The sequence below is a fragment of the Streptomyces coeruleorubidus genome, assembly GCF_008705135.1.
GTDB classification, from domain to species: Bacteria; Actinomycetota; Actinomycetes; order Streptomycetales; family Streptomycetaceae; genus Streptomyces; species Streptomyces coeruleofuscus.
In genome coordinates, this window is sequence record NZ_CP023694.1 from 4,517,698 (window position 1) to 4,540,067 (window position 22,370).

At 72.5% G+C, this 22,370-nt stretch carries 19 protein-coding genes, 1 tRNA gene, 1 pseudogene and 1 riboswitch; of the genes and pseudogenes, 9 read left to right on the forward strand and 12 right to left on the reverse strand.

From position 1 onward, the window contains the following. Positions 1 to 250: 250 nt before the first annotated feature. Complete coding sequence (locus tag CP976_RS20855; RefSeq protein ID WP_150481753.1) at positions 251 to 2,365, reverse strand: asparagine synthase-related protein; 2,115 nt, start codon at positions 2,363 to 2,365, stop codon at positions 251 to 253. Positions 2,366 to 3,191: 826 nt separating this feature from the next. Between CP976_RS20855 and CP976_RS20860 the strand changes: the two genes are divergently transcribed. From CP976_RS20860 to CP976_RS20875, 4 genes are all read left to right on the forward strand, one after another. After that, the gene (locus CP976_RS20860; protein ID WP_150481754.1) at positions 3,192 to 4,613 is read left to right on the forward strand and encodes an NsdA family TPR-like regulatory protein; all 1,422 of its coding nucleotides are present in this window, start codon (positions 3,192 to 3,194) and stop codon (positions 4,611 to 4,613) included. A gap of 74 nt (positions 4,614 to 4,687) precedes the next feature. Further along, positions 4,688 to 5,902, forward strand: a complete 1,215-nt coding sequence (lhgO, locus tag CP976_RS20865; protein WP_373304865.1) for an L-2-hydroxyglutarate oxidase — start codon at positions 4,688 to 4,690, stop codon at positions 5,900 to 5,902. A gap of 205 nt (positions 5,903 to 6,107) precedes the next feature. Then, positions 6,108 to 6,941, forward strand: coding sequence for a tRNA (guanosine(46)-N7)-methyltransferase TrmB (gene trmB, locus CP976_RS20870; protein ID WP_190146869.1), 834 nt, complete (start codon positions 6,108 to 6,110; stop codon positions 6,939 to 6,941). A 75-nt stretch (positions 6,942 to 7,016) separates the two neighbouring features. Next, entirely contained in the window at positions 7,017 to 8,375 is a 1,359-nt protein-coding gene (locus CP976_RS20875) for a PrsW family intramembrane metalloprotease (protein ID WP_373304860.1), read from the forward strand. A 33-nt stretch (positions 8,376 to 8,408) separates the two neighbouring features. On the opposite strand, the gene CP976_RS20880 is transcribed toward CP976_RS20875, so the two are convergent. From CP976_RS20880 to CP976_RS20895, 4 genes are all read right to left on the reverse strand, one after another. Then, positions 8,409 to 9,353, reverse strand: a complete 945-nt coding sequence (locus CP976_RS20880; protein WP_150481757.1) for an aldo/keto reductase — start codon at positions 9,351 to 9,353, stop codon at positions 8,409 to 8,411. A 106-nt stretch (positions 9,354 to 9,459) separates the two neighbouring features. Beyond that, the gene (locus CP976_RS20885) at positions 9,460 to 10,491 is read right to left on the reverse strand and encodes a M23 family metallopeptidase (RefSeq protein WP_150481758.1); all 1,032 of its coding nucleotides are present in this window, start codon (positions 10,489 to 10,491) and stop codon (positions 9,460 to 9,462) included. A gap of 11 nt (positions 10,492 to 10,502) precedes the next feature. Further along, positions 10,503 to 10,659, reverse strand: a riboswitch (cyclic di-AMP (ydaO/yuaA leader). 289 nt (positions 10,660 to 10,948) lie between these two features. Then, positions 10,949 to 11,022: transfer RNA gene (locus tag CP976_RS20890), tRNA-Met, on the reverse strand. 110 nt (positions 11,023 to 11,132) lie between these two features. After that, positions 11,133 to 12,263, reverse strand: a complete 1,131-nt coding sequence (locus CP976_RS20895; RefSeq protein WP_150481759.1) for a dihydrofolate reductase family protein — start codon at positions 12,261 to 12,263, stop codon at positions 11,133 to 11,135. Between the two features lie 89 nt (positions 12,264 to 12,352). Between CP976_RS20895 and CP976_RS20900 the strand changes: the two genes are divergently transcribed. The 3 genes and pseudogenes from CP976_RS20900 to CP976_RS20910 all read left to right on the forward strand — a co-directional run. Continuing rightward, positions 12,353 to 12,868 (forward strand): MarR family winged helix-turn-helix transcriptional regulator, encoded by a 516-nt coding sequence (locus tag CP976_RS20900; protein ID WP_150481760.1) that lies wholly within the window; start codon positions 12,353 to 12,355, stop codon positions 12,866 to 12,868. A 167-nt stretch (positions 12,869 to 13,035) separates the two neighbouring features. Further along, on the forward strand, positions 13,036 to 13,677 hold the full coding sequence (locus CP976_RS20905) for a GTP cyclohydrolase II (protein WP_150481761.1): 642 nt from the start codon (positions 13,036 to 13,038) through the stop codon (positions 13,675 to 13,677). A 116-nt stretch (positions 13,678 to 13,793) separates the two neighbouring features. Next, positions 13,794 to 14,273 (forward strand): annotated as a pseudogene (locus CP976_RS20910) (MarR family winged helix-turn-helix transcriptional regulator); the annotation flags it as partial. Positions 14,274 to 14,409: 136 nt separating this feature from the next. Here CP976_RS20910 and CP976_RS20915 read toward each other — a convergent pair. From CP976_RS20915 to CP976_RS20935, 5 genes are all read right to left on the reverse strand, one after another. Beyond that, positions 14,410 to 15,483 (reverse strand): ATP-binding SpoIIE family protein phosphatase, encoded by a 1,074-nt coding sequence (locus CP976_RS20915; RefSeq protein ID WP_150481762.1) that lies wholly within the window; start codon positions 15,481 to 15,483, stop codon positions 14,410 to 14,412. Beyond that, complete coding sequence (locus CP976_RS20920; protein WP_150481763.1) at positions 15,483 to 15,926, reverse strand: anti-sigma regulatory factor; 444 nt, start codon at positions 15,924 to 15,926, stop codon at positions 15,483 to 15,485. The genes CP976_RS20915 and CP976_RS20920 overlap by 1 nt, the downstream gene beginning before the upstream one ends. Further along, the gene (locus CP976_RS20925) at positions 15,926 to 16,309 is read right to left on the reverse strand and encodes an STAS domain-containing protein (protein WP_150485429.1); all 384 of its coding nucleotides are present in this window, start codon (positions 16,307 to 16,309) and stop codon (positions 15,926 to 15,928) included. The genes CP976_RS20920 and CP976_RS20925 overlap by 1 nt, the downstream gene beginning before the upstream one ends. Before the next feature lie 68 nt (positions 16,310 to 16,377). Then, on the reverse strand, positions 16,378 to 17,277 hold the full coding sequence (locus CP976_RS20930) for an STAS domain-containing protein (protein WP_244403665.1): 900 nt from the start codon (positions 17,275 to 17,277) through the stop codon (positions 16,378 to 16,380). Positions 17,278 to 17,422: 145 nt separating this feature from the next. Next, entirely contained in the window at positions 17,423 to 18,592 is a 1,170-nt protein-coding gene (locus tag CP976_RS20935; protein WP_150481765.1) for a PP2C family protein-serine/threonine phosphatase, read from the reverse strand. A 169-nt stretch (positions 18,593 to 18,761) separates the two neighbouring features. Between CP976_RS20935 and CP976_RS20940 the strand changes: the two genes are divergently transcribed. Both CP976_RS20940 and CP976_RS20945 read left to right on the forward strand, forming a co-directional pair. After that, positions 18,762 to 19,256 (forward strand): MarR family transcriptional regulator, encoded by a 495-nt coding sequence (locus CP976_RS20940; RefSeq protein WP_167537379.1) that lies wholly within the window; start codon positions 18,762 to 18,764, stop codon positions 19,254 to 19,256. Between the two features lie 329 nt (positions 19,257 to 19,585). Beyond that, on the forward strand, positions 19,586 to 20,446 hold the full coding sequence (locus tag CP976_RS20945) for an RNA polymerase sigma factor SigF (protein ID WP_150481767.1): 861 nt from the start codon (positions 19,586 to 19,588) through the stop codon (positions 20,444 to 20,446). A 45-nt stretch (positions 20,447 to 20,491) separates the two neighbouring features. Here the strand turns inward: CP976_RS20945 and CP976_RS20950 are convergent, their stop codons facing one another. Together CP976_RS20950 and CP976_RS20955 are read right to left on the reverse strand one after the other, a co-directional pair. After that, positions 20,492 to 21,778: a diacylglycerol/lipid kinase family protein gene (locus CP976_RS20950; protein ID WP_150485430.1), complete on the reverse strand. Its 1,287-nt coding sequence runs from the start codon at positions 21,776 to 21,778 to the stop codon at positions 20,492 to 20,494. 53 nt (positions 21,779 to 21,831) lie between these two features. Beyond that, entirely contained in the window at positions 21,832 to 22,347 is a 516-nt protein-coding gene (locus CP976_RS20955) for a DUF7144 family membrane protein (RefSeq protein ID WP_150481768.1), read from the reverse strand. Positions 22,348 to 22,370 lie beyond the last annotated feature (23 nt).

Consider the following 22,370-nt stretch of genomic DNA (forward strand, 5'->3'; position numbering starts at 1 on the left):
GGCCGGGTGTTTCCGATGCGGCGGGGATGCCGGGCGTCGTACAACTCGGCACTGCCGGGTGCCCGGCGTTGCGGCCAGGGCGGGTGGGTCCGCAGCCCGGCGGAACGGGGTGCCGCTTCTTTGGGACGGGCGCCGCCCTGGGGGTACCTCCCAGGCCCTTAAGGCACTGGGGGAGGCACGACTGCCCGCAGCTGAGCGGGACCGGCGCCCGCCCCCGGCGCGGCCCCGACCCACCACTCGGCGTAGGGCGCTACACCCGCCGCGCCCCGGCCCCCGCCCCCAATGCCCCCCGCTGTGGCGCGATCCCCGCAGGTACGGCCCGCTGCCGGGCCGGGGTGCCCGTCCAGCAGGTGCCGCGGCGGGAGAGCAGGCGGCGGAGCCACAGTTCCAGGGAGACGAGGTCGGCGAGGCCGTCCAGGGGGAGGGGTTCACCGGCCGCCGCGGAACGCAGGGCCTTGCGGACCACCCGGGCCTCGACCAGGCCCGCCTCCGCCAGCAGCGGCGTGTCGAACAGGGCGACCAGGGAGTCCGCCGCCACCCTCAGCCCCGTACGCGCCGCGGCCGCCGCCGTCGCCTGGGTCGGGACGCCCCACCCGGGCGGCAGGTCCCGGACGCCGGCCCCTTCCAGCACCGTGCGCAGTATGGCCGCCCGCGCCCCCGGCCGTACCCGCAGCGCCTCGGGCAGCGCCCGGGCCGCGCGCACGACCTGGTTGTCCAGGAACGGCGCGTGCAGCCGCTGGAAACGGATCTCCGCGGCCTGCTCCAGCACCCGCAGGTCCGCCGCATGCCGCGCCAGCACCGCACGCGCGCGGAAGTCACCCGGGCGCTGCCCCGGCCCCACCAGCTCCGACCGGTGTGTCGCCGCCTGAAGGCGAACCGATACTTCAGCGAGCGCCTCACCGGTCAGCCAGCGCGCCGCCGGCCCGGGTCTGCCCCAGGTCAGCGCGGCGAGCGAGGCCTCCACCGCACCCCCGGGCTCGTCCGGGCCGTCGTCCGCGCGGTGGTCGAGCAGGAGCTCGGCGAGCGATTCCAGCCCCGCCCGGTACGGCGTACGGGACAGCCGGCGCGCCGCCGCGTACACGCGCGCGGGGACCAGCACCGAGCCGTCCGTCCTGGCCAGCGCGGCGACGGGCCGCACCAGGTGGCGCCGTTTGCGGTCCATCAGCAGGTCGGCCAGGCGCGCGGGATGGGCGTCCAGGACCTGGCGCGCACCGTAGCCCGTGAAGTGGTCCGCGCTGCCGGCCGCCAGCCGCGCCCGGTGCCGGGCCGCCGTCACCAGGGACGCGCCCGGCTCGTCCGTCAGCGGGCCCTCCAGGTCGGCGTACGGAAGGGTCTCCTCGCCACCGGCCACGACGACATGGTGCAGACGCGGGTTCGCCGCCAGCGCCCCCGCCCGCTCCAGCTCGGCCTCCCGTCCCGCGACGGCCAGGTCGTTGAACGTGACCGCCAGCAGCCGCTCCCCCGCGCCCGTGCCGTGCCCCAGCACCGTGCCCGGCATCCCGGGCAGCCCCGCGGCCAGCAGCGCCAGCGTCCCCGAGGCCGGCCCGCCGGACAGGTCCGCCCCGATCCCCGGCACCGGCATCCCGCGCGCGGCACGCCGCTCGGCGGGCCCCATGCCGGGCACGGGCCCGGGGTCGATGTCCGCCCCGGGGACGTGCCGCGGCGCGGACAGCCGCGTGCGTACGGCCTCCACGAGCGCGTCGCGCACGGCGTCGACCGCGCTGTCGGGATCGGCCGAAGGCGCCGCCACCGCCAGCGAGGCGACCGGTTCGTACCCGGCGATCTCGCGTGCCCCGGCGCGCAGGATCAGCGCATGCCCCGGCGGAATGCGCTTCACGCCGTCGTACGGCGTGGAGTCGTGAAGCGCCGCGGGCACGTCAGGGGCGGCCAGCAGCGCGGCGAGGTGGCCGAAGTCGAGGTTGGCCTCGATGAGGTCGGCCAGCGGCAGCGCGGCCGTCGCATACGCCGTGCCGCCGGCCCAGGGGGTGTAGAACACCGGCCGCGCGCCCGCGAGGTCGCCGCAGACGGTGACCCTCCGGCCGACCTGCACGATCGCGGTGTAGCTCCCCGGCCAGGCGGTCAGATGCCGAAGTGCCCCGCCGCGCGCGGCGAACAGCGCGACGCGCAGCTGCTCGTCGGTGGCGCCGCAGATGCCGAGGACGGCGATGCGCGTCCGGTCGTCGGCCTTCACCACCCGCACCTCGTCGGGGCGCCAGTCACCGACCGCCCACAGCGGATCGGGGTCGCCCCACAGGAGTTGGGAGCCCACCGGGTGCAGGGTCTCGCCGTCGGGTCCCGTGGCCCCCGCCGAGCCGGCAGCGACGGCTCCCGCGGCGGTGCTGCTCCATCCCACCAACCACCGCATCGCCGCCTCCACAGGCTGTGGACAACCAGTGCACCGTACGAACCGGTTCACCATGCTGCCATGAAGGAGGCGTTCCAGAGTGTGCCCGCGCCGCTTGCGCCCCGCCGAACGCGCCCCGGCGGAGCCACCCACACCGCCAGGAACACCCCCGAACGCCCCCAACTCCCCCATGCCACAGCAAGGAAGGGCGGAGAAGACGGCAGTGAAGAGGGCAGTGAAAACGGAAAGGGAAGACGGCGGCGGAAGCGGCGAGAACAGAAGGGGCGGCCAGGAGGCAAGGCACGTCAGCGACACGTCACCAGTACGACTGCGGCGCGAATGCGCCCCCGATACGCGCCCCGAATACGCCCGACGCGCCCTCAAATACCGTGGTCGGAGGCCTGATACCCCACCACCGACTGGGTCGATTTTCAGCCAAATCCCCGACATGCGGGCAGCTTCGAACACTCTCCGTACAGGCTCCGCGTACCACCGAACGGTCGCGCAGTCCGGGAGACGGAGCACGCCTCCCGGACCGTTCCGCCGCCCGCGGGGATGGAGGCGGCGGTGTCCCCCAGCCCACTGGATCCAGTACAGCGGGCCGACCCACGCAATGACCATGGAACCGCTCCCGCGATGGCCGGAGAAGAGCGCACGGACAGGCGCACGGCCACACAGCGGGAGCACGTCGCAACAGCCCGTATCTGAACCGCACTTCAGTACGGACCACAATCCCGCCAACCGGAACAATGCCCCTTAACGCTTGGGATGCGGCGAACTACGCTGGGTTTACGAATGCCGCGTGGTTATGCCAACGTCGGCAGCCGTCTGTGTCGAGGGGTGGCGCATGTCCAGGGAGCAACGCGGGCCGAACGAAAAACTCGGCGCCGTTCTCGCCCTCGCGGGAATCTCGAACGCAGGCCTCGCGCGGCGCGTCAACGATCTTGGCGCTCAGCGAGGACTGACGCTTCGCTATGACAAAACGTCGGTGGCGCGCTGGGTGTCGAAGGGCATGGTGCCGCAGGGTGCGGCGCCGCACCTCATCGCCGCCGCCATCGGGCAGAAGCTCGGCCGCCCGGTGCCGCTCCACGAGATCGGCCTGGCGGACGCGGACCCCGCGCCCGAAGTCGGCCTCGCCTTCCCGCGGGACGTCGGACAGGCGGTGAAGACCGCGACGGAGCTGTACCGCCTCGACCTCGCCGGCCGCCGCGCCGGGGGCGGCATCTGGCAGTCGCTGGCCGGATCGTTCGCGGTGAGCGCGTACGCGACGCCCGCCTCACGATGGCTGATAACCCCGGCCGACAGTTCGGTAGCGCGTGACGTGGGCCCCGGCGAGGACTCCGGCGCACCGCTCAAAGTCGGCCACAGTGATGTGCAGAAGCTGCGGGAGGCCGCCGAGGACGCGCGGCGCTGGGACTCCAAGTACGGCGGTGGCGACTGGCGTTCGTCGATGGTCCCCGAGTGCTTAAGGGTGGAGGCGGCTCCCCTCCTGCTCGGCTCCTACTCCGACGAGGTCGGCCGGGCCCTCTTCGGCGCCTCCGCCGAACTCACCCGGCTCGCCGGCTGGATGGCCTTCGACACGGGCCAGCAGGAAGCCGCCCAGCGCTACTACATCCAGGCCCTGCGCCTGGCCCGGGCGGCGGCGGACGTCCCCCTCGGGGGCTACGTCCTGGCCTCCATGTCCCTCCAGGCCACCTACCGCGGCTTCGGTGACGAGGGCGTGGACCTCGCCCAGGCCGCCCTCGAACGCAACCGCGGCCTGGCCACGGCCCGCACGATGAGCTTCTTCCGCCTCGTCGAGGCCCGGGCACACGCGCGTGCGGGTGACGCCCAGGCGGCCGGCGGCGCCCTGAAGGCGGCCGAGAGCTGGCTGGAGCGCGCCCGCCCCGGCGACAGCGACCCGAGCTGGCTCGGCTTCTATTCCTACGACCGTTTCTGCGCCGACGCGGCCGAGTGCTACCGCGATCTGAAGGCCCCACGCCAGGTCCGCCGCTTCACGGAGCAGGCCCTGTCGAAGCCCACCGAGGAGTTCGTCCGCTCGCACGGCCTGCGCCTGGTCGTCTCGGCGGTCGCCGAACTGGAGTCGGGAAACCTGGACGCGGCGTGCGAACAGGGCGTGCGAGCGGTGGAGGTCGCCGGGCGCATCTCCTCGGCCCGCACCACCGAGTACGTCAAGGACCTCCTGCACCGGCTGGAGCCGTACGGCGACGAACCACGCGTGGTCGAGCTGCGGGAGCGCGCCCGGCCGCTGCTGGTGGCTCCGGCATAGGCGGACAGGCGTGCTGCCGTCCCCGCGTTTGAAGGCATTGTCAGTGGCGCAGTGCACTATCGAAGCGGGAGGTGGTGCAGGTGGCGCGGGTGCCGGAGATCGCGTACGACTGTGACGTGCTGGTGATCGGCGGGGGGATCGTCGGTCTGTCGACGGCGTACGCCATCACACGCGCCGCACCGGGCACACGTGTCACGGTCCTGGAGAAGGAACCGGGCCCGGCCCGGCACCAGACCGGCCGCAACAGCGGCGTCATCCACAGCGGCATCTACTACCGCCCCGGCTCCCTCAAGGCGCGCTACGCGGTGCGGGGCGCGGCGGAGATGGTCAAGTTCTGCGCCGAGTACGGCATCCCGCACGCCGTCACCGGCAAGCTGATCGTCGCCACCGACCGCTCCGAGCTGCCCCGCCTGCACGCACTCGTGCAGCGCGGCCGGGAGAACGGGATACCGGTGCGTGAACTGGGCGGGTCCCAGATCCCGGAGTACGAGTCGGAGGTGCGGGGCCTCGCCGCGATACACGTCGGCACGACCGGCATCTGCGACTTCGTCGCGGTCGCCCGCCAGCTGGCCCACGGCTCGGGCGCGGAGATCCGCTACGGCACGAGGGTCGTCCGCGTCGACCGCCGCCCCGAGCGGGGAGTCGCCGTGCTCACGGCCGCCGGGGACGTCGTACGCGGGCGGGTGCTGGTGAACTGCGCGGGCCTGTACAGCGACGAGGTCGCCCGGCTGACCGGGGACGACCCGGACGTCCGGATCGTGCCGTTCCGGGGCGAGTACTACGAGCTGGCCCGGCCGGAGCTGGTGCGGGGCCTGGTGTATCCGGTCCCCGACCCGGCGTTCCCGTTCCTCGGGGTGCATCTCACGCGCGGGATCGACGGGGGTGTCCACATCGGGCCCAACGCGGTGCCGGCGCTGGCCCGCGAGGGGTACGGGTGGGGGACGGTCCGGGTGCGGGAGCTGGGAGCGACGCTGGCCTGGCCGGGCTCCTGGCGGATCGCCCGGCGGCACTGGCGGTACGGGGCGGGTGAGCTGCGGCGGTCGGTGTCCAAGGGAGCGTTCACGGAGGCGGTGCGGAGGCTGTTGCCCGGGGTGTCCGAGGACGACCTGGTGCCGACGGCGGCGGGGGTGCGGGCACAGGCCGTGCTGCGTGACGGCACGCTGGTGGACGACTTCCTGTTCCGCGAGGGCCCTCGCACGGTGCATGTGCTGAACGCGCCGTCTCCTGCGGCTACGGCGTCCCTGCCGATCGGCAGGGAGGTGGCACGCAGGGCGTTGAGCGCGCTGTGACCGACCAGTCACTGGGGTTTCGAGGTGCTCGGCGTGGCTGCTGGGCCGGGGCGTTGCGCAGCTCGGCGTGACGAGGTGCCGCCGCGCCCACCCGTGCCGCCCTGGGGGTACCTCCCAGGGCCTTAAGGCACTGGGGGAGGCACGATTGCCCGCAGCTAGGGCCACACCCCGGCGACCACATGGCGGCCGTAAAATCGGTCTCACTGTGTCTGACTCCGTGAATACCCCCGAAACCCCCCAGCCGCCCGCCCCCGGTGCCTCACTCCGGCACAGCCGGGCCAAGGGTGAGCCGCGTTTTCCCGATGGGCCGAAGGCCGATCCCGCCGGGTCGCACTTCGAGCGGCGGATCCGGAGTTTCCAGCCGCGGCGGAGCAGGGTCACGGCCGGCCAGGCGGACGCGCTTCAGCGGCTGTGGCCCAAGTGGGGTCTCGACATCGACGGCAGCCGTACGCTCGACCTCGCCGACCTGTTCGGCAACGACAACCCCGTCGTCCTGGAGATCGGCTTCGGCATGGGCGAGGCCACCGCCCAGATGGCCGCGGCCGACCCCACCACCAACATCCTCGCCGTCGACGTCCACACCCCCGGCCAGGGCAACCTGCTCAATCTCGCGGACCGGAACGGCCTGTCCAACGTCCGGGTCGGCAACGGCGACGCGATCATCCTCCTCCGCGAGATGCTCGCCCCGGACTCCCTCGACGGCCTGCGCGTCTACTTCCCCGACCCGTGGCCCAAGAAGCGGCACCACAAGCGAAGGATCATCCAGCCGGACTTCCTGACCCTCGCCGCGAGCCGCCTCAAGCCCGGCGCGATCGTGCACTGCGCCACCGACTGGGAACCGTACGCCGAACAGATGCTCGACGTGCTCACGGCACACCCCGACTTCGAGAACACGCAGGCGGACGGTGGTTTCGCGCCCCGTCCCGACTTCCGTCCCCTGACCCGTTTCGAGGGCCAGGGACTGGACAAGGGACATGTCGTGAACGACCTCGTCTTCCGCCGCGTACAGCACGTGGACCAACCCCCCGCCGGCGCCTGACCGCACGCGCACCATCCCCGCACCCGCGTCCCTTCCGCCTGCGGACAGCGCCCATCCGTCGTTAGGGTCAATGCCGTGGCCACCTGCCCCCCACATCTCTATCCCCGTGCTCCCGTCGACGGCGCACCCGCCGCCGACCCCCTGCGGCACGCCCACTGGTGGCAACGCGCCTGGGTGCGCTACGGGGCGCTGACCACGCTCCTCGCGATATCCGGCCTCGTCATCCTCGCCCTGGTCCGCGAGGAGACCGGCACGGAGGGGTTCCTGGTCGGGCTGGGGCTGGCCACGCTCCCGGTGCCCCTGCTCATAGCCGCGTTCCGCTGGCTGGACCGGGTCGAACCGGGCCCCTGGCGCAATCTGCTGTTCTGCTTCGCCTGGGGCGCCTGCGCGGCGGCGCTGATCGCGATCGTCGCCAACAGCTTCGCGACCAGGTGGATAGCGACGGCGACGGCGGATCCGTCCAGCGCGGACACGCTCGGCGCGACCGTCATAGCCCCGGTGGTCGAGGAGACGGCCAAGGCGGCGGCCGTCTTACTGGTCTTCCTCTTCCGGCGCCGCGACTTCACCGGCATCCTCGACGGAGTCGTCATAGCCGGCGTCACCGCCACCGGCTTCGCGTTCACGGAGAACATCCTCTATCTGGGCACCGCCTTCGGCACCGACCAGCTCACCGGCGGCACCGGCATCGCCTCCGTCACGGCGGCGACCTTCTTCGTGCGCATCATCATGTCGCCGTTCGCGCACCCGCTCTTCACCGTCCTCACGGGCATCGGCTTCGGCATCTCCGCGCTCGCGGCGGACGGCCAGCACATCCGCCGCGTCGCCTTCCCGCTCTCCGGACTGCTGCTCGCGATGGGCCTGCACGCGATGTGGAACGGCTCGTCGGCGTTCGGCGAGTACGGGTTCTTCGCCGTGTACGCGGCGTTCATGGTGCCCATCTTCGGGCTGCTGACGTGGCTGGTGATCTGGACACGGCAGCGGGAGCTGAAGACCGTACGGACGGAGCTGCCCGTCTACGCCGTGGCCGGCTGGCTGTCCCCGGTCGAGCCGTACGCCCTCGGCTCGATGCGGGCCCGGCGTATCGCCCGCCAGTACGCCCGCCGCCACGCGGGCAGGGCGGCGGCGGGGCAGGTCGCGCAGTACGAGGGGTACGCGACGTCCCTGGCGTTCCTGCGGCACCGGGGCCGCCGCGGCCGCGCCGGTGCCGACTTCGTCGTACGGGAACGGGAACTGCTGGACGAACTGTGGCGACGCAGGGAGACGGCCCGCCCCGCGCTGGACTACGCCGCGCGGATCACGGCCCCTCCGGTACCGGTGGCGGCCCCGCCCTGGCCGGTGTACGGGGCGTACGGGTACGGCTACCCGACGAGTCCGGCAACGCATGCGACGCCGACGGCGACGCCGTACCCGGCGTACAACCCGTACCGGTCGTAGCCGACAACCGAGTCGGCCCCCGGTCGGAACCGATCAGGCCGAAGCCTCCGTGAGCCGCCCGAGCTCCGCCTCCGTCAGCGTCAGCTCCCCGACCCCGATCAGCGCGGGCAGTTGCTCCACCGTCCGTGCGGACGCGATCGGCGCCACCACCGTCGGCTGGGCCGCGAGCCAGGCGAGGGCGACCGTGGCGACGGGGACGTCGTGGGCCGCGGCGATCTCGTCGAGGGCGTCGAGGACCCGGCGGCCCCGCTCGGTCTCCAGGTGCTGGGCGGCGCCGCCCGCCCGCGCGCTGTCGACGCTCGTACCGGGCCGGTACTTGCCGGTCAGGAAGCCCGACGCGAGCGCGTAGTAGGGGACGGCCGCCAGGCCGGTCCGAGCGGCGAGGTCCTGGAGCTCGCCCTCGTAGGTGTCGCGGGAGACCAGGTTGTAGTGGGGCTGGAGGGCCACATAGCGGGCGAGCCCCTCGCGGTCGGAGAACTCCAGGGAGGCCCGCAGCCGCTCCGCGGAGATGTTGGAGGCGGCGATGTGCCGCACCTTCCCGGCCGTCACGAGTTCGTCGAGCGCGCCGATGATCTCCTCCACCGGCACCTCGGGCTTGTCGTAGTGGGTGTAGTAGAGGTCGATGTAGTCGGTGCCGAGGCGCCGCAGGGAGGCGTCGGCGGCGGCCTTGATGTTGGCGGCGGACAGGCCCTGGAACTCGGGGTGCTGGCTGACCTTCGTGGCGACGACGACGTCCGCGCGGTTGCCGCGCGACGTCAGCCACTTGCCGAGGACGGTCTCGGACTCGCCGCCCTGGTTGCCGTCCACCCACGCCGAGTAGACGTCGGCGGAGTCGACGAAGTTGCCGCCGGCTGCGGTGTACGCGTCGAGGACGGCGAACGACTGTGCCTCGTCCGCGGTCCAGCCGAAGACGTTGCCGCCGAGGGCGAGCGGGAAGACCTCGAGGTCGGAGGAGCCGAGCTTGCGAAGAGAAGTCATGCTCCGTGTCAACGGCCGTGCGGGGAAGGCTCATTCCGGAGCGGACGCAAAACCTCCGTAAACACCCCCGCACGAAGCCCCCGCACGAGACCGGAAACGCCGACGCTCAGACGCTCAGGCCCTTGCCCCGCAGCCACGCCAGCGGGTCGACCCCGTTGGTGGACCCACCGGTGTGGACCTCCAGGTGCAGGTGCGCCCCGGTGACGTTGCCGGTCGCGCCCACGCGGCCGATGACGTCACCCGTGCTGACCTTCTGGCCGACGCTGACGCCGATGGACGACTGGTGCGCGTACCAGATCTCCGTGCCGTCATCGAGGGTGAGGACCGTCTTGTAGCCGTACGAACCGTTCCAGCCCGCCTCGGTGATGGTGCCGCTGTGCACCGCCTTGATCGGCGTGCCCGTGGGGGCGGCGAAGTCGAGACCGGTGTGGTAGCCGGAGGACCAGTAGGCGCCGGCCTGGCCGAAGGTCGAGGTGATGGTGTACGCGGAGGTCGGCAGCGTGTACTGCTTGGCGAGGGCGGCGAGCCGCTCGGCCTCGGCCTTCTTCCGGGCCTCCTCCTCCGCCTTCCGCTTGGCTTCGGCGGCCTTGGCCTTGGCTTCCTTCTCCGCCTTGGCGGCGGCTTCCGCTGCCGCCTTCTGAGCGGCATCCGCGGCGTCCTGCGCGGCCTTGGTCTCGATCTGCTCCTGCTGGTGCTCGACCTGCGCCATGATCCGGGCGCGCAGGGCCTCACCGGCGCCGGAGGTGCCCCGCTCGGTGTCGGCGGCCGGCGTGGCGAGGTCGCTGAGCGGGGTGGCGGAGCCTTCGGGGGTGTCGTCGTCCGAAATGAGGGAACCCACCGAGGGAAGGTCCGGAACGGAGATCGACACCGGCGGCTTGCCGGTCTGGGCGCTGGCCATGCCGCCCGCGCCCACGGCTGCTATGACGCCGACGCCCAGGACGGTGGAGCTGCGGGCGAGGCCTCCGCCGCGCTGCTTGGTGACGCGATGCCGGCCACGGACGGGACGGATGGACTCCGCGGTGGGGTTCCATTCCTGGAACGGGCCCTCCTCGGTGCGGTGACCGCCGTAGCCGAAGGTTTCGGTGTCGCGCTGGTTGTGCGCGGACGGGGCCGCGGGGGCAGGCCGGTTGGACGCCACGTGGGCGTACTCCTTTCCTTCCTTCTCGCCTACCGGGTTAGCTGACGGGTTCGGAGCAGGAAGGTCTCCTACGCGCGTATAACTGCCGTGCTTCCACGGCGGCTTACGCCCGATTCACCCCAAGTAGTGGTTCCCCGGTTCCCTTTCGGGATTCGGCGCGTGCGCACGGAGCCGCCTTCTGTGACGGCTGGGACGACCGCGCTGCGTTATCGAACGTTAATAGACGCGCGGTGGGGATTCCAGCGATTCCGCTTGATCATTAACCTTTTTCGCGCGGACCAACCTGCCATGACCGGCCCAAATCGGGCGAGTTGACCGCCACGTAAGTGACTCACGAGTTTTGACGGTGTGTCAGTTGTTAGGCGCAGCGATGTGATTCACTCACCGACAGTAATGAGGGCATCGGGAAATGCACCGAGGGCCGGAACCCTTTCGGATTCCGGCCCTCGGCCTTCAGTAGCGGGGACAGGATTTGAACCTGCGACCTCTGGGTTATGAGCCCAGCGAGCTACCGAGCTGCTCCACCCCGCGTCGTTGTGACTCCAGTGTACGCCATCCGCGGGACCCCTCGCGCACACCCGGTGCTCAGCGGCCAGGGTTGCCCGCGTGGGCGAGCGTCTCCGGGGCCGATCGGACCGCGGTCAGCGCGGCAGGTGGCGGTTGGGGGCCTTGGCCCGCTCCTCGTGTTCCGGGAGGACGACGACCTCCACTCCGCCGGCCGCCAGGACGCCGCTGCCGTCGGCTTCCGCCACGAAGGTGTCCGGCTCGCGCCAGGCCGTGACCACGCGCCGTACGCCCGCGTCGAGGATCAGCCGGGCGCAGGGTGCGGGGCGGGAGGCCCGGCGGGCGCAGGGCTCCAGGCTGCTGTAGACCGTCGCGCCGGCGAGCCTGGGGTCGGCCGGGTCGGTCTTCGCCAGGGCCGCCTCCTCGGCGTGCACGACCGGGTCGCCGCCCTCCCGGGAGTGGCCGCGGGCCAGCTCCGTGCCGTCGGCCGCGACCACCACCGCGCCGACGCTGAACGCCGTGTCCGACGGCGGACACTGTGCCGCCAGTTCGCAGGCGAGGCCCAGCCAGTGGTGGTCGGCGGCGACGGGGAGCGGGCCGGTGCCGGGAGCGGTCGGTTCGTAGCGCATGAGGACCACGTCCTCGATGCGCCGGGTCTCCAGCAGCCGGAGCCGCCCGGACTGATAGCCGCCGGGCCCGAAGAGGCGGGGTGCCCCGGGGTCGCCGACGAAGAGCGGGGCGAGGACAAGCTGGAGTTCGTCGGCCAGGCCCTGGGTGAGGAGCTGGGTGTGGATCAGGCCGCCGCCCTCGACCATGAGCCGTCGTACGCCCCGGACGTCGTGCAGGTGGGTGAGGAGCCGCCGCCAGTCGAGGTCGGCGCCGAGTGGGACGATGTCGGTGGCCAGGCCGAGGGCACGGGCGCGTTCGGCGCCCTTGTCGGTGGTGTAGAGGACCTTCTCGCCGCCGGTGTGCCAGAACTGGGCCGCCGGGTCGAGGTCGCCGGAGCCGCTGACCGTGACCTTGAGGGGGTACTCCGGCAGGCCGGCTGCCGTGCGGGCGGCGCGCCGCTCGGGTGAGTTGACCAGCAGGCGCGGGTTGTCGGCGCGGACGGTCCCGGCGCCGATCAGGATCGCGTCGACGGACGCCCGGACCTCGTCGACCCGGTCGAAGTCGGCCGGGCTGGACAGGAGCAGGCGTTCGGGGCCGGTGTCGTCCAGGTAGCCGTCGAGGGAGACGGCGGCGGACAGCAGGACGTACGGATGGGGCATCGACGCTCCCGGCTCGTGGAAACTCGTGGCGGACGGCGGGCTGACGGGAAGAGCTTGGTTCAAGTTTGAAACAAACCTACACTGGGGGCATGACGACTCGCTGGCTCTCCCCCGAGGAGCAACGCGCCTGGCGCGCGTACATCGCCGCATCGCTGCTCCTGGAGGACGCGATCGACCGGCAGCTCCAGCAGGACGCCGGCATGCCTCACCTGTACTACTCCATCCTGTCCGTCCTGTCGGAGTCCCCGGAGCGGCGGCTGCGCATGACCGATCTCGCCGAGCGGCTGAAGATCACGCGCAGCCGGCTGACGTACGCGGTGACACGGCTGGAGAAGGACGGCATGGTGCGGCGCGAGGCCTGCCGGTACGACAAGCGGGGCAGCATCGCGGCCCTGACCGACGACGGGTTCGCCGTACTTGACCGGGCGGCGCCCGGGCACGTCGAGACCGTGCGGAGCTTCCTGTTCGACCGGCTCAGCGAGGAGCAGGTGGGGCAACTGGAGGAGATCTCCATGGCGATCGCGCAGGGGCTCCAGGAGGACGGGACACGGCCGGCGTCGGACGACGTGCCGTGGCGACGGAGGTCCTCCACGGCTTGCTCCTGAGGCAGCCGTTTGTGAGGCACATCACAACACGCCTCGACGTCACCGCTTCTCATTGCTTCAAATTTAAAGCAAGGGTAGGGTTCCGGACGTGGATCTGCTTCAAATCTGAAGCAGCCTGCAAGCCGACGGCTGTGCAGCCGAACAGGAACGGAACCCGGAGGCCCCGCATGCCCGACACCCCCGCTGTCCTCGCCAGCCCGCGCTCCCGCGTCCGGGTCCCGCTGCGCTTCCACGACGGTTACGAGGTCGACGCCGAGGTCGTCACCTTCCACGGCCTGGCCGACGGCCAGGAGCACGTGGCCGTCGTGCTGGGTGAGCCCGGCCCGGTTCCGCTGGTGCGGCTGCACTCCGAGTGCCTGACCGGGGACGTGTTCGGCTCCGCCCGCTGCGACTGCGGTCCGCAGCTCCGCGAGGCGGTCGAGCGCATAGCCGAGCGCGGGGGCGTGCTCCTCTACCTCCGCCAGGAGGGCCGGGGCATCGGCCTCTACAACAAGCTCGACGCGTACGCCCTCCAGGACGAGGGCCTCGACACCTACGAGGCGAACGCGGCCCTGGGGCTGCCGGAGGACGCCCGCGACTACACGGCGGCCGCCCAGATGCTCCGGGCCCTGGGCATCGGCGAGCTGGACCTGCTCTCCAACAACCCCGACAAGGCCGCCCAGCTGCGCGGCCTGGGCGTGGACGTCCGCGACCGCGTCCCCACGGGCGTCTTCACCACCGCGCACAACGTCCGCTACCTGCGCGCGAAGGTCCTCCAGACCCAGCACACCCTGCCGCTCGCCGCGCTGACGGGGCTCAGCGCGGGCTGAGCTTCCCGGCCCGGCCGGGTGCCGAACGAGGCGGCTTGCCCCTCGGCTCATCGGGTACAGCCTTTGAATGAGGGCGACCTCCGCAGTACCCGGAGCTTATGGAAAGTGACCGTTTCGTGACCGATCTCGGCGGCCCCGGCGACCACCGGGCGAGGAGACCGGGCGATGGCCCGGAGGTCGTCGCGGCACAGATAGCCGACGCCGTGGAGAGCCTGGCGGCCCTGTGGTCGGTCGCCGCCCAGGAGGCGTCCCTGCGGCTGTCCCTGCACCAGCTGCGGGCGCTGCGCACCCTGGAGGCGGCGCCCGGCCTGAACCTGACGGCCCTGGCGGACCAGCTCGACATCGGCCTTCCCACCGCCAGCCGCCTCTGCGACCGACTGGCCGCGGCCGGCCTCCTGGAGCGCGCCCCGCACCCGGACACCCGCCGCGAGGTACAGCTGTGGCTCACCACGCACGGGCGGCATGTCCTGGGCGACGTCGCAGGTCGCAGGGCACAGGCCCTGGCCAGGACGCTGGCGGCGATGGAACCGGGGGAACGGGTGGCGTTGAGCCGGGGGTTGCGGGGGTTTCTCGCCGCGCGGGATGCGGAGATCCCGCGTGCGGACGGGGCCCACCGCGCTGACGGGGCAGACCCGACTGACGGGACCGACCCGACTGACGGGACCGACCCGACTGACGGGACCGACCCGACTGACGGACCGTAGCGGCGGCGGCTCCGGGCGGTCAGCCCTCTCAGCCCTCCGAGCCGTGACGGCTCGCCCCACCGGCGCCGGCACCCGCCAGCACCGCCACACACGTGTCGTCCCGCACCGGACGAGCCGCGCTGCCCGCGTCCCGGAGGACCACGGCGGCCACCACCGAAGGGTCGCAGCCCAGGAGCACGGTGTCGTCCGGTGGTGTCCAGCGGCCGGGCAGGCCGTCGCTGTGCAGGACGAGCAGGCTGTCGTCCCGCCACGGCTGCCGCTGCACGGACACGGACGCCGGGGCCTGCGCGCCCACGATGCCGGGCTGGGACAGCATGGCCTTCCAGGTGCCGTCGCTCCGCAGGCGGGCGCCGACGTTGCCGATCCCCGCGAAGTGCAACCGGCCGGAACCGATGTCCAGTTGGGCCACGGCGACCGCCGCGCCCCGGGTGCGGCGCAGGGCCCGGCCCAGATGCCGCAGTATCTCGGCGGGCGGCCGGTCGGCCACCTCGTGCAGCGCGTCCACGGCGGTGCCGGACGCCTCGGCGGCCTTGGGGCCGTGACCGAGCCCGTCGGCGAGCAGCAGGGTCAGCCGGTCGCCGGCGCACACCCGGCTCCATGCGTCGCCGGAGTACTCGGCCCGGCCGAGGGGGACGTTGACGCCACCGGCGCGCAGACCGCGCGGGGGCGTCCGATGCCGGCCGGCGGGTGGCTCGTGGTCGATGCGGGCCACGGCCACCGTGCCCCGGCCGGACGCGCTGTGGAGGTCGAAGTCGTTCGCTATGCGCCGGCACGTGCCGAGGCCGGCACCCAGGGAGGCGGCGGTGGTGTAGCCGTCGCGCATCGCCGCCGCGACGTCCGGGATGCCCGGGCCGTGGTCGAGCGCGACCAGCTGCACGGACAAGCGCCCGTCGGCGGCGGGTGCGCGCTCGACGAGGTTGATGACGACGTACCCGCCGTCCGCGTGCCGCACCAGGTTGGTCGCCAGCTCCGTCGCCACGAGCGCCGCGGTCGCGGTGCGCTGCGGGCCGAGCCCGGCACACTCGCTGGCCGCCTCGGCCGCCACCCGGACGTCCCGCACGCGGGTCGAGTCGTCCACCGGCACGTCCCACACCCTGCTCATCACGACCCCGGCCGGGCCGGCGGCACGACCGTGGCCCAGGCGGTGACGGTGACGGTGGTGCCCTCACCGGGCCGGCTGTCCACCTCGAACTCGTGGACCAGCCGCTTGGACCCGCTCATGCCGAGGCCGAGCCCGCCGCCGCTGGTGTAGCCGTCGGTCATCGCCTGGTCCAGGTCGCGGATGCCGGGCCCGGCGTCGACGAAGGCCAGCCGCAGGCCGGGCGAGGGACCGGTGTTCAGCGGGGTGATCTCCACGTGGCCACCGCCGCCGTGGACGAGGGTGTTGCGGGCCAGCTCACTGGCGGCGGTGACGAGCTTGGTCTGCTGCACCAGACCGAACCCGAGCTCGGCGGCGGCCTGCCGGACCTGCTGCCGTACCCAGGCCAGGTCGGCGTCCGAGCCGATCGGCAGGCTGGCCGGGGCGGCGTGACGGGAGGCCCGCATCACGGACTCCCTCCGTCCTGCTCACCCGCGGTGAGCATCTCCATCGCGCGTTCGACGTCCAGGGCCGTACGCAGTCCGGCCAGGGTGAGCCCCAGCTCGACCAGGGTGATCGCCACCGCGGGGCGCATCCCCGCCAGCACCGTACGGGCCGCCAGCAGTCCGGCTCCCGCGGCGATCTCGGCGAGGACCCGCCCCAGGAAGGAGTCGACGATGTCCACGCCGGAGATGTCGATGACCACACCGGTCACGCGGGTGTGCGCGATCCGCTCGGTGATGTCCTGCTGGAGCTGCTCGGCCATCCCGTCGTGCAGTTCCCCCTGGAGGGTGACCAGCAGGATGTCGCCCAGCCGGAGGACCGGGACCGTGAAGCCGTGCCCGCCCATGGGCCCGGCGCCCGAGGGTCCGGCGATCGGGGGCCCGAATCCCGCGGGCCCGTTCCCCGAGGGGCCGGTCATCGCGCGCCCGCGTCGGCCGCCCGGACCGGAGCGATCTCGACGCCCTGCCGGCTGAGCGCGTAGGCCAGCGCGTCCTCCAGGCTCGAGCGCGTGAGCACCGTGCCGAGGTCGATGCCCAGGTGGACGATGGTCTGCGCGATCGCGGGCCGGATGCCGGAGACGATGCACTCGGCGCCCATCAGCCGGGCCGCGGCCACCGTCTTCATCAGGTGCTGGGCGACCAGCGAGTCGACCGTGGGCACGCCGGTGATGTCGAGGATGGCGAACCGGGCGCGTTCGGCGACGATCGCGTCCAGCAGGCTCTCCATGACCACCTGGCTGCGCGCGCTGTCCAGCGTGCCGATCAGCGGTACGGCGACGGTGCTCTCCCAGAGTTTGATCACCGGGGTGGCCACTTCGTTCAGCTGCTCGCGCTGCCGTGCGATCACCTCCTCGCCCGCGCTGACCGTCGTCTCCAGCACGACCAGACGCAGCGTGCCCATCAGCACGGTGAGGGCCAGCAGGCACTCCTGGGCCTCGGGGGCGTACGGGTCCGGGAACTCGGCGCGCAGCAGCTCGGTCACCGGTTCGCGCAGGGCGGCCACCTCGTCGGCGAGCCCGTCCGCGCCGATCCCCATGCGGCCGCGGGACGCCGCCATCCGCCCCAGCTGGTCGCGCACCGCAGCGAACCCGGGGTCCCGGATGTCGTCCAGCCGTCCGGTGGCCGCCACCGCGGCCAGCGCAGCCGCCACGGACCTGCCCGCCTCCACCGCCTCGTCGCGGGACACGGTGAAGACCGTGCGGAACAGCGAGGCGTCCGCCCACCGTTGGGCGATCTGCTCCCGGCGCCGTTCAAGGAAGGCACTCACCTGCTGTGCGGCCGGCTCCCGTTCCGCGTTCTCATCCGACACCGACACGTGCATCGCTCCCTTGCGTGGGCCGGCCGAGGTCGCGCTACGGCACCTCGGCCATTACTTGCCGTATGACAAACATTAGGGCCGCCCTACGACACCGCCAAACAGCCGCTCGTCCATACCCTTTGACCTGCGTCTGCCCCGGTCCTCACCGCCCACGCCAGTCGAGACACACCACCAGGGCGTCGTCGTCCGGGACGGTTCTGCCACGGTGGCCGGACAGTTCGCGCAGGACGGCCCGGGGCACCTCGGCGGCCCGGAGCAGCCGGGTCGACTGGATCGCCCGGGCCAGGGCTCCGGCCCCGTACGCCTCTCCGCCCGGCGACCCGGCGTCGTACACGCCGTCGCTGACGAAGACCAGCCGGTCACCGGGCTCGACCACGAACTCCTGCGCCACGTAGTCGGTCTCCTCGAACATGCCGAGCGGAAGCTGGGCGTCGAACGGCACCCGCTCCACCGCGCCCCGGCGCAGCCGCAGCAGCCGCGGGGACCCGGCGTCCACCGCGCGGACCCGCCCCGTGGCCAGCTCGATGTCCAGCATGAGCACGGACAGGTAACAGCGGCCCCGGTAGTGGGCGTACACCGCCTGGTCGGCCAGGGCCGCCTGGTCGGCGAGGGGAAGGCCGGCCCGGCGCGCGTTGCGCAGGGCGTTGATCGCCAGGTTCGTCAGCAGTGAGGCCTCTATGCCCTCGCCCATGCCGTTGGTGACGTAGAGACTGAGCCGGTCGGCCGTGGCGGACCAGTCGAAGTTGTCGCCGAAGATCGCGTACGCCGGTTCGAGCTGTGCGCCCAGCTCGTACTCGGGGCGGGAGCAGGAGCGGCCCGGCAGCAACTGCCACTGCATCTCGGCGGCCAGGGTGAGCCGGTCCCTGCGGCGGGCCTGGAGGTACACGTCGGTGTCCCGCTCGGCCACGACGACCTCGTGCCCGAGCACCTCGGCGATCTCGGCCAGTTCGCCGAGGCAGCCGTCGGCGTGCTCGCCGCCCGGCAGGGTCACCGTCAGCACGCCGAGGCGGTCACCGCGCACGGTGACCGGCAGATGCACGCGTACTCCGTCACCCGAGTCACCCGGAAGGGTCTCCACGTACGGCTCCTGCGCGCCGAAGGCCCGGCCCGCCGGGCTGTTGTGCACGGACACCGGCTGGAGGGTGTGCGGCGGCACGGACACCGGCTGAAGCACCGTCAGTCCGTAGTCGGCCAGGTACAGCTCGACGGAGTCCGCCGCGTACTGATCGGTCAGTACACGACGGACCGCGTCCAGCAGTTGATGGGGCGCCGCCGTGCGCAGGGCGCGCTCGGCGGTCACGAGTCTGTTCACGATCGTCGTCACGATGGTCGAAGCCCAATCCTTGAATCCTCGGTCGGACACCCACGGGTCTTCGGGCATGTCCCTCGGCCCCGGGGCCGGTGCCGGCCCGGGGGCCGTGGTCGGCCCTGGCTCACGGCCCGCCTAGTACGCTGACGGCCATCCCGGTGCCTGCGAGAGTGTGACTGTGACTTCCCTCCGACCCCGCCCTGAGCCAGCAGAGGTCGCCCGTGTGACCTCCACGGCCGCGGAGTTGCTGGAAGTCCTCTGGGGCAGGGCCTCCACGGCACCCGCCTCGGCGTCGCAGCTGCGCGTGCTGCTCATCCTGGAGCACCACGAGGGCATCAACCTGCGCACCCTCGCCGACTCCCTCGCCTCCACGCCGCCCTCGACCAGCCGGCTGTGCGACCGGCTCCAGGCGGCGGGGTTCGTCGAACGCGTGGTGAGCGCGGCGGACCGGCGCGAGGTACGGCTGCACCTCAGCGGGCGGGGCCGCGCCTTCCTGGCCGACCTGCGCATCCGCCGGGAACAGACGCTGCGCGCGGTGCTCGACCAGATGCCCGCCGCCAAGCGGGTCGCGCTGCTGCAAGGGCTGGAGGCGTTCTGCGACGCGGCCGCGGCCCAGATACACGACGACTCCGACGACTCCGCCGCGTCCGGTACCCGCACTGCCTGAAGCGCCCGCCGTGGCACCGGGACGAACATTCCGGATCCTCCCCCGCGCCCGCATGGCACGGCTAGATTGTTGCCTCACGACTATAGTTGTCAAACGACAACCGTCTGCTCCACGAGTCCCTTTGCCAACTCCTGCACGACGCACCGCCCCACCCTCCTGCCCGTACCGTGAGCCACGGTGCGGGTACCCCGTCACCGCCCCGACCTGCACCGACTGTGGTCAACGTCTCGACGGGGAGGACACGGGGCATGAGCCGGGCGACTGCGGGTAGCGGGCTGGAGGTGGCCTGTCGGGGGACGGGAGCGGGCCGGAACTACGAGGGAGGGCCCGTGACGGCGACGACGCGCATCGGTACGACGACGGATTCCGCCACCGACACCGGTGAGGAGCTGCCGCAGATCTCCGAGCCTCAGAAGCTCGCCCCGCAGGACGCGCGCGAGCTGACCGGCCAGTTCCTCGAACGGCTCGCCGTGCTGGAGGAGGGCACGCCCGAATACCAGTACGCGCGCAACACGCTCATCGAGATGAACATGTCGCTGGTGCGGTTCGCGGCCCGCCGGTTCCGTGCGAGCGGCCAGGCGATGGAGGACGTCGTCCAGGTCGGTGTCATCGGCCTGATCAAGGCCATCGACCGGTTCGAGGTCTCCCGCGAGGTCCAGTTCACCAGTTTCGCGGTGCCGTACATCATCGGCGAGATCAAGCGGTTCTTCCGCGACACGTCCTGGGCCGTGCACGTGCCGCGCCGCCTTCAGGAGGCCCGTACGGAACTCGCCAAGGCCACCGAGGAACTGTCCTCCCGCCTCGGCCGCGCGCCGAAGGTCGCGGAGCTGGCGGCGCTGATGAACCTCTCGGAGGAGGAGGTCGTCGAGGCCCAGGTCGCGGCGAACGGTTACCTCTCCTCGTCCCTGGACGCCGCGATCACCGGTGACTCGGATGAGAGCGACACGACGCTCTCCGAGTTCCTCGGCGAGGAGGACCCGGCCCTCGAACTCGTCGAGGACTTCCACGCGCTGGCCCCCCTGGTCGCCGAACTCGACGAGCGCCAGCGCCTCATCCTCCACCTGCGCTTCGTCGAGGAACTCACCCAGGCGGAGATCGGCAAGCGCCTCGGCATCTCCCAGATGCACGTCTCCCGCCTGATCTCCCGGACGGTGGCCCGCCTGCGGTCGGGGATGCTGGCGACGGGCTAGGGCGTGTCCGCAAAGTCCCGCCCGCCCCGCGACGCCCGGCACGCCCTAGCGGCCCAGCGCCAGCCGTACCACGCGCGGCCAGTCGGGTGCCGCGCCGCTCGCCCGTGACGTGCCGGGGCGACGGCGCGGCACGCGGACCCGGAGTGCCCCGGGCGCGCTGCGGCACACGACGGGGGACGGCAGAACGACGTGTTCTCCGTCGATGCCGGCCGGGAGGGTGCCCGTGTCGCTTTCGACGACGACTTCCCCGGCGTTCAGCCGGATGAGTTGCCCGGAGCGCGGACCGCGCACGATGCGAGCCGCCTGGGCGGCGTTGCCGACCCGTACGCACACCACACCGAGCAGGCCCGAGTCCAGCCGTTCCCTGCGCCCTGGACGGGCCGCGTCGACGGCGCGTCCGTAGGGATTGTTGGAAACGAGCAGCGCCTGGAGTCCGTCGACGTGCCTCCGGTCGGCCCGCGTCCGCAGTCTGGGGGCGTCCTCGCCGGTGAGGAGGCCGGGGAGGGTGCGCAGGGTCGTGCGGGTCTTGGCGTCCCGGTACGCGGGGTCGGTGACGACGGACGCGTACGTGCCGAACGAGGCGTTGTTGACGAAGACCCGGTCCGCGGCGTACCCGAGGTCGACGCGGAGTTCGACGCCGTCGGTCAGGGCTTCCAGGGCCGCCGCCGGATCCTCGCGGTCCAGGCCGAGGTCGAGGGCGAAGTGGTTGCGGGTACCGGCGGGAATCACCACGAACGGCACGTCGTGGTGTGCCGCGACCTCGGCCACCAGCGCCTGGGTGCCGTCGCCGCCCGCCACCGCCAGGAGGTCGGCTCCCTCGGCGACGGCCTGCCGGGCCAGTTCGGCGACGTCCTGGTGCCGATCCGCGTCGAGCAGGGCCACCCGGCAGCCCGCCGTCCGGGCCTTCTCCACCAGGCGGAAACGGCCCACCTTGCCGCCGCCGGAGCGTGGATTCATGAGGATCCACGGGGTACGGGGTGCCCCCGCGAAAGCCAGTTGGGAGGCGGCCGTGTGACCAGGTGCCAGGGCCGTACGTGCCGCCGTGACGGCCAGCAGCCACAGGCCCAGGGACAGCAGGGCCGGCCCCAGCATGCCGAACGTGGCATACAGGGCGAGGACAGCGACCGGCGCGGCCACCGACAGGGCCGCCCCGAGGGCGCGCAGCACGCCGGTGTGCGCCAGGGTCCACCACACCCCGACGGCGGCGAGCGCCAGCCCGGCGATGCCGGCCAGCGCCCACAGCACGCTCCGCAGACCGGCGGCCACGAGCGGCACCACGATGCCTGCCAGCAGGGCGAGCACGGCAAGGCGAGCCCGTCCGGCACTGTCCATGCGTGCCGTCGGGCTCACCCCTCCCGGTCCCCTCGCGTTCCCGCCGCGTCGCACTAGGACGGTGGGCGCTGCTCGTAGGTTCGGCGCTGCTCGTAGGTTCCGCGCTGCTCGTAGGACCGGCGCTCGTCGGACGGAGGGCGCTCCTCGGACAGGTCGAAGAGGTTGTCGCGCTGGACCACACACACGGCCCAGATGATGAAGCCCGAGATCGTGATCATCACGACCGACCACACCGGGTAGTACGGCAGGGAGAGGAAGTTGGCGATGATGACGAGTCCGGCGATGGCCACGCTGGTGACGCGCGCCCACACCGAGACCTTGAGCAGCCCGATGCTGACGATCACGGCGAGCGCGCCCAGAACGAGGTGGATCCAGCCCCAGCCGGTCAGGTCCCACTCGAACACGTAGTTGCGCGTCGTGACGAAGATGTCGTCCTCGGCGATGGCCATGATGCCCCGGAAGATGTCGAGCAGGCCGACGAGGAAGAGCATCACGGCCGCGAAGGCCGTCAGGCCGGTTGCCCATTCCTGCTTCGCCGTGTGTTCCGGCCGGGTGTGTGTCGCGGTCATCTTGTGCCTCGATTCGTGGTGCG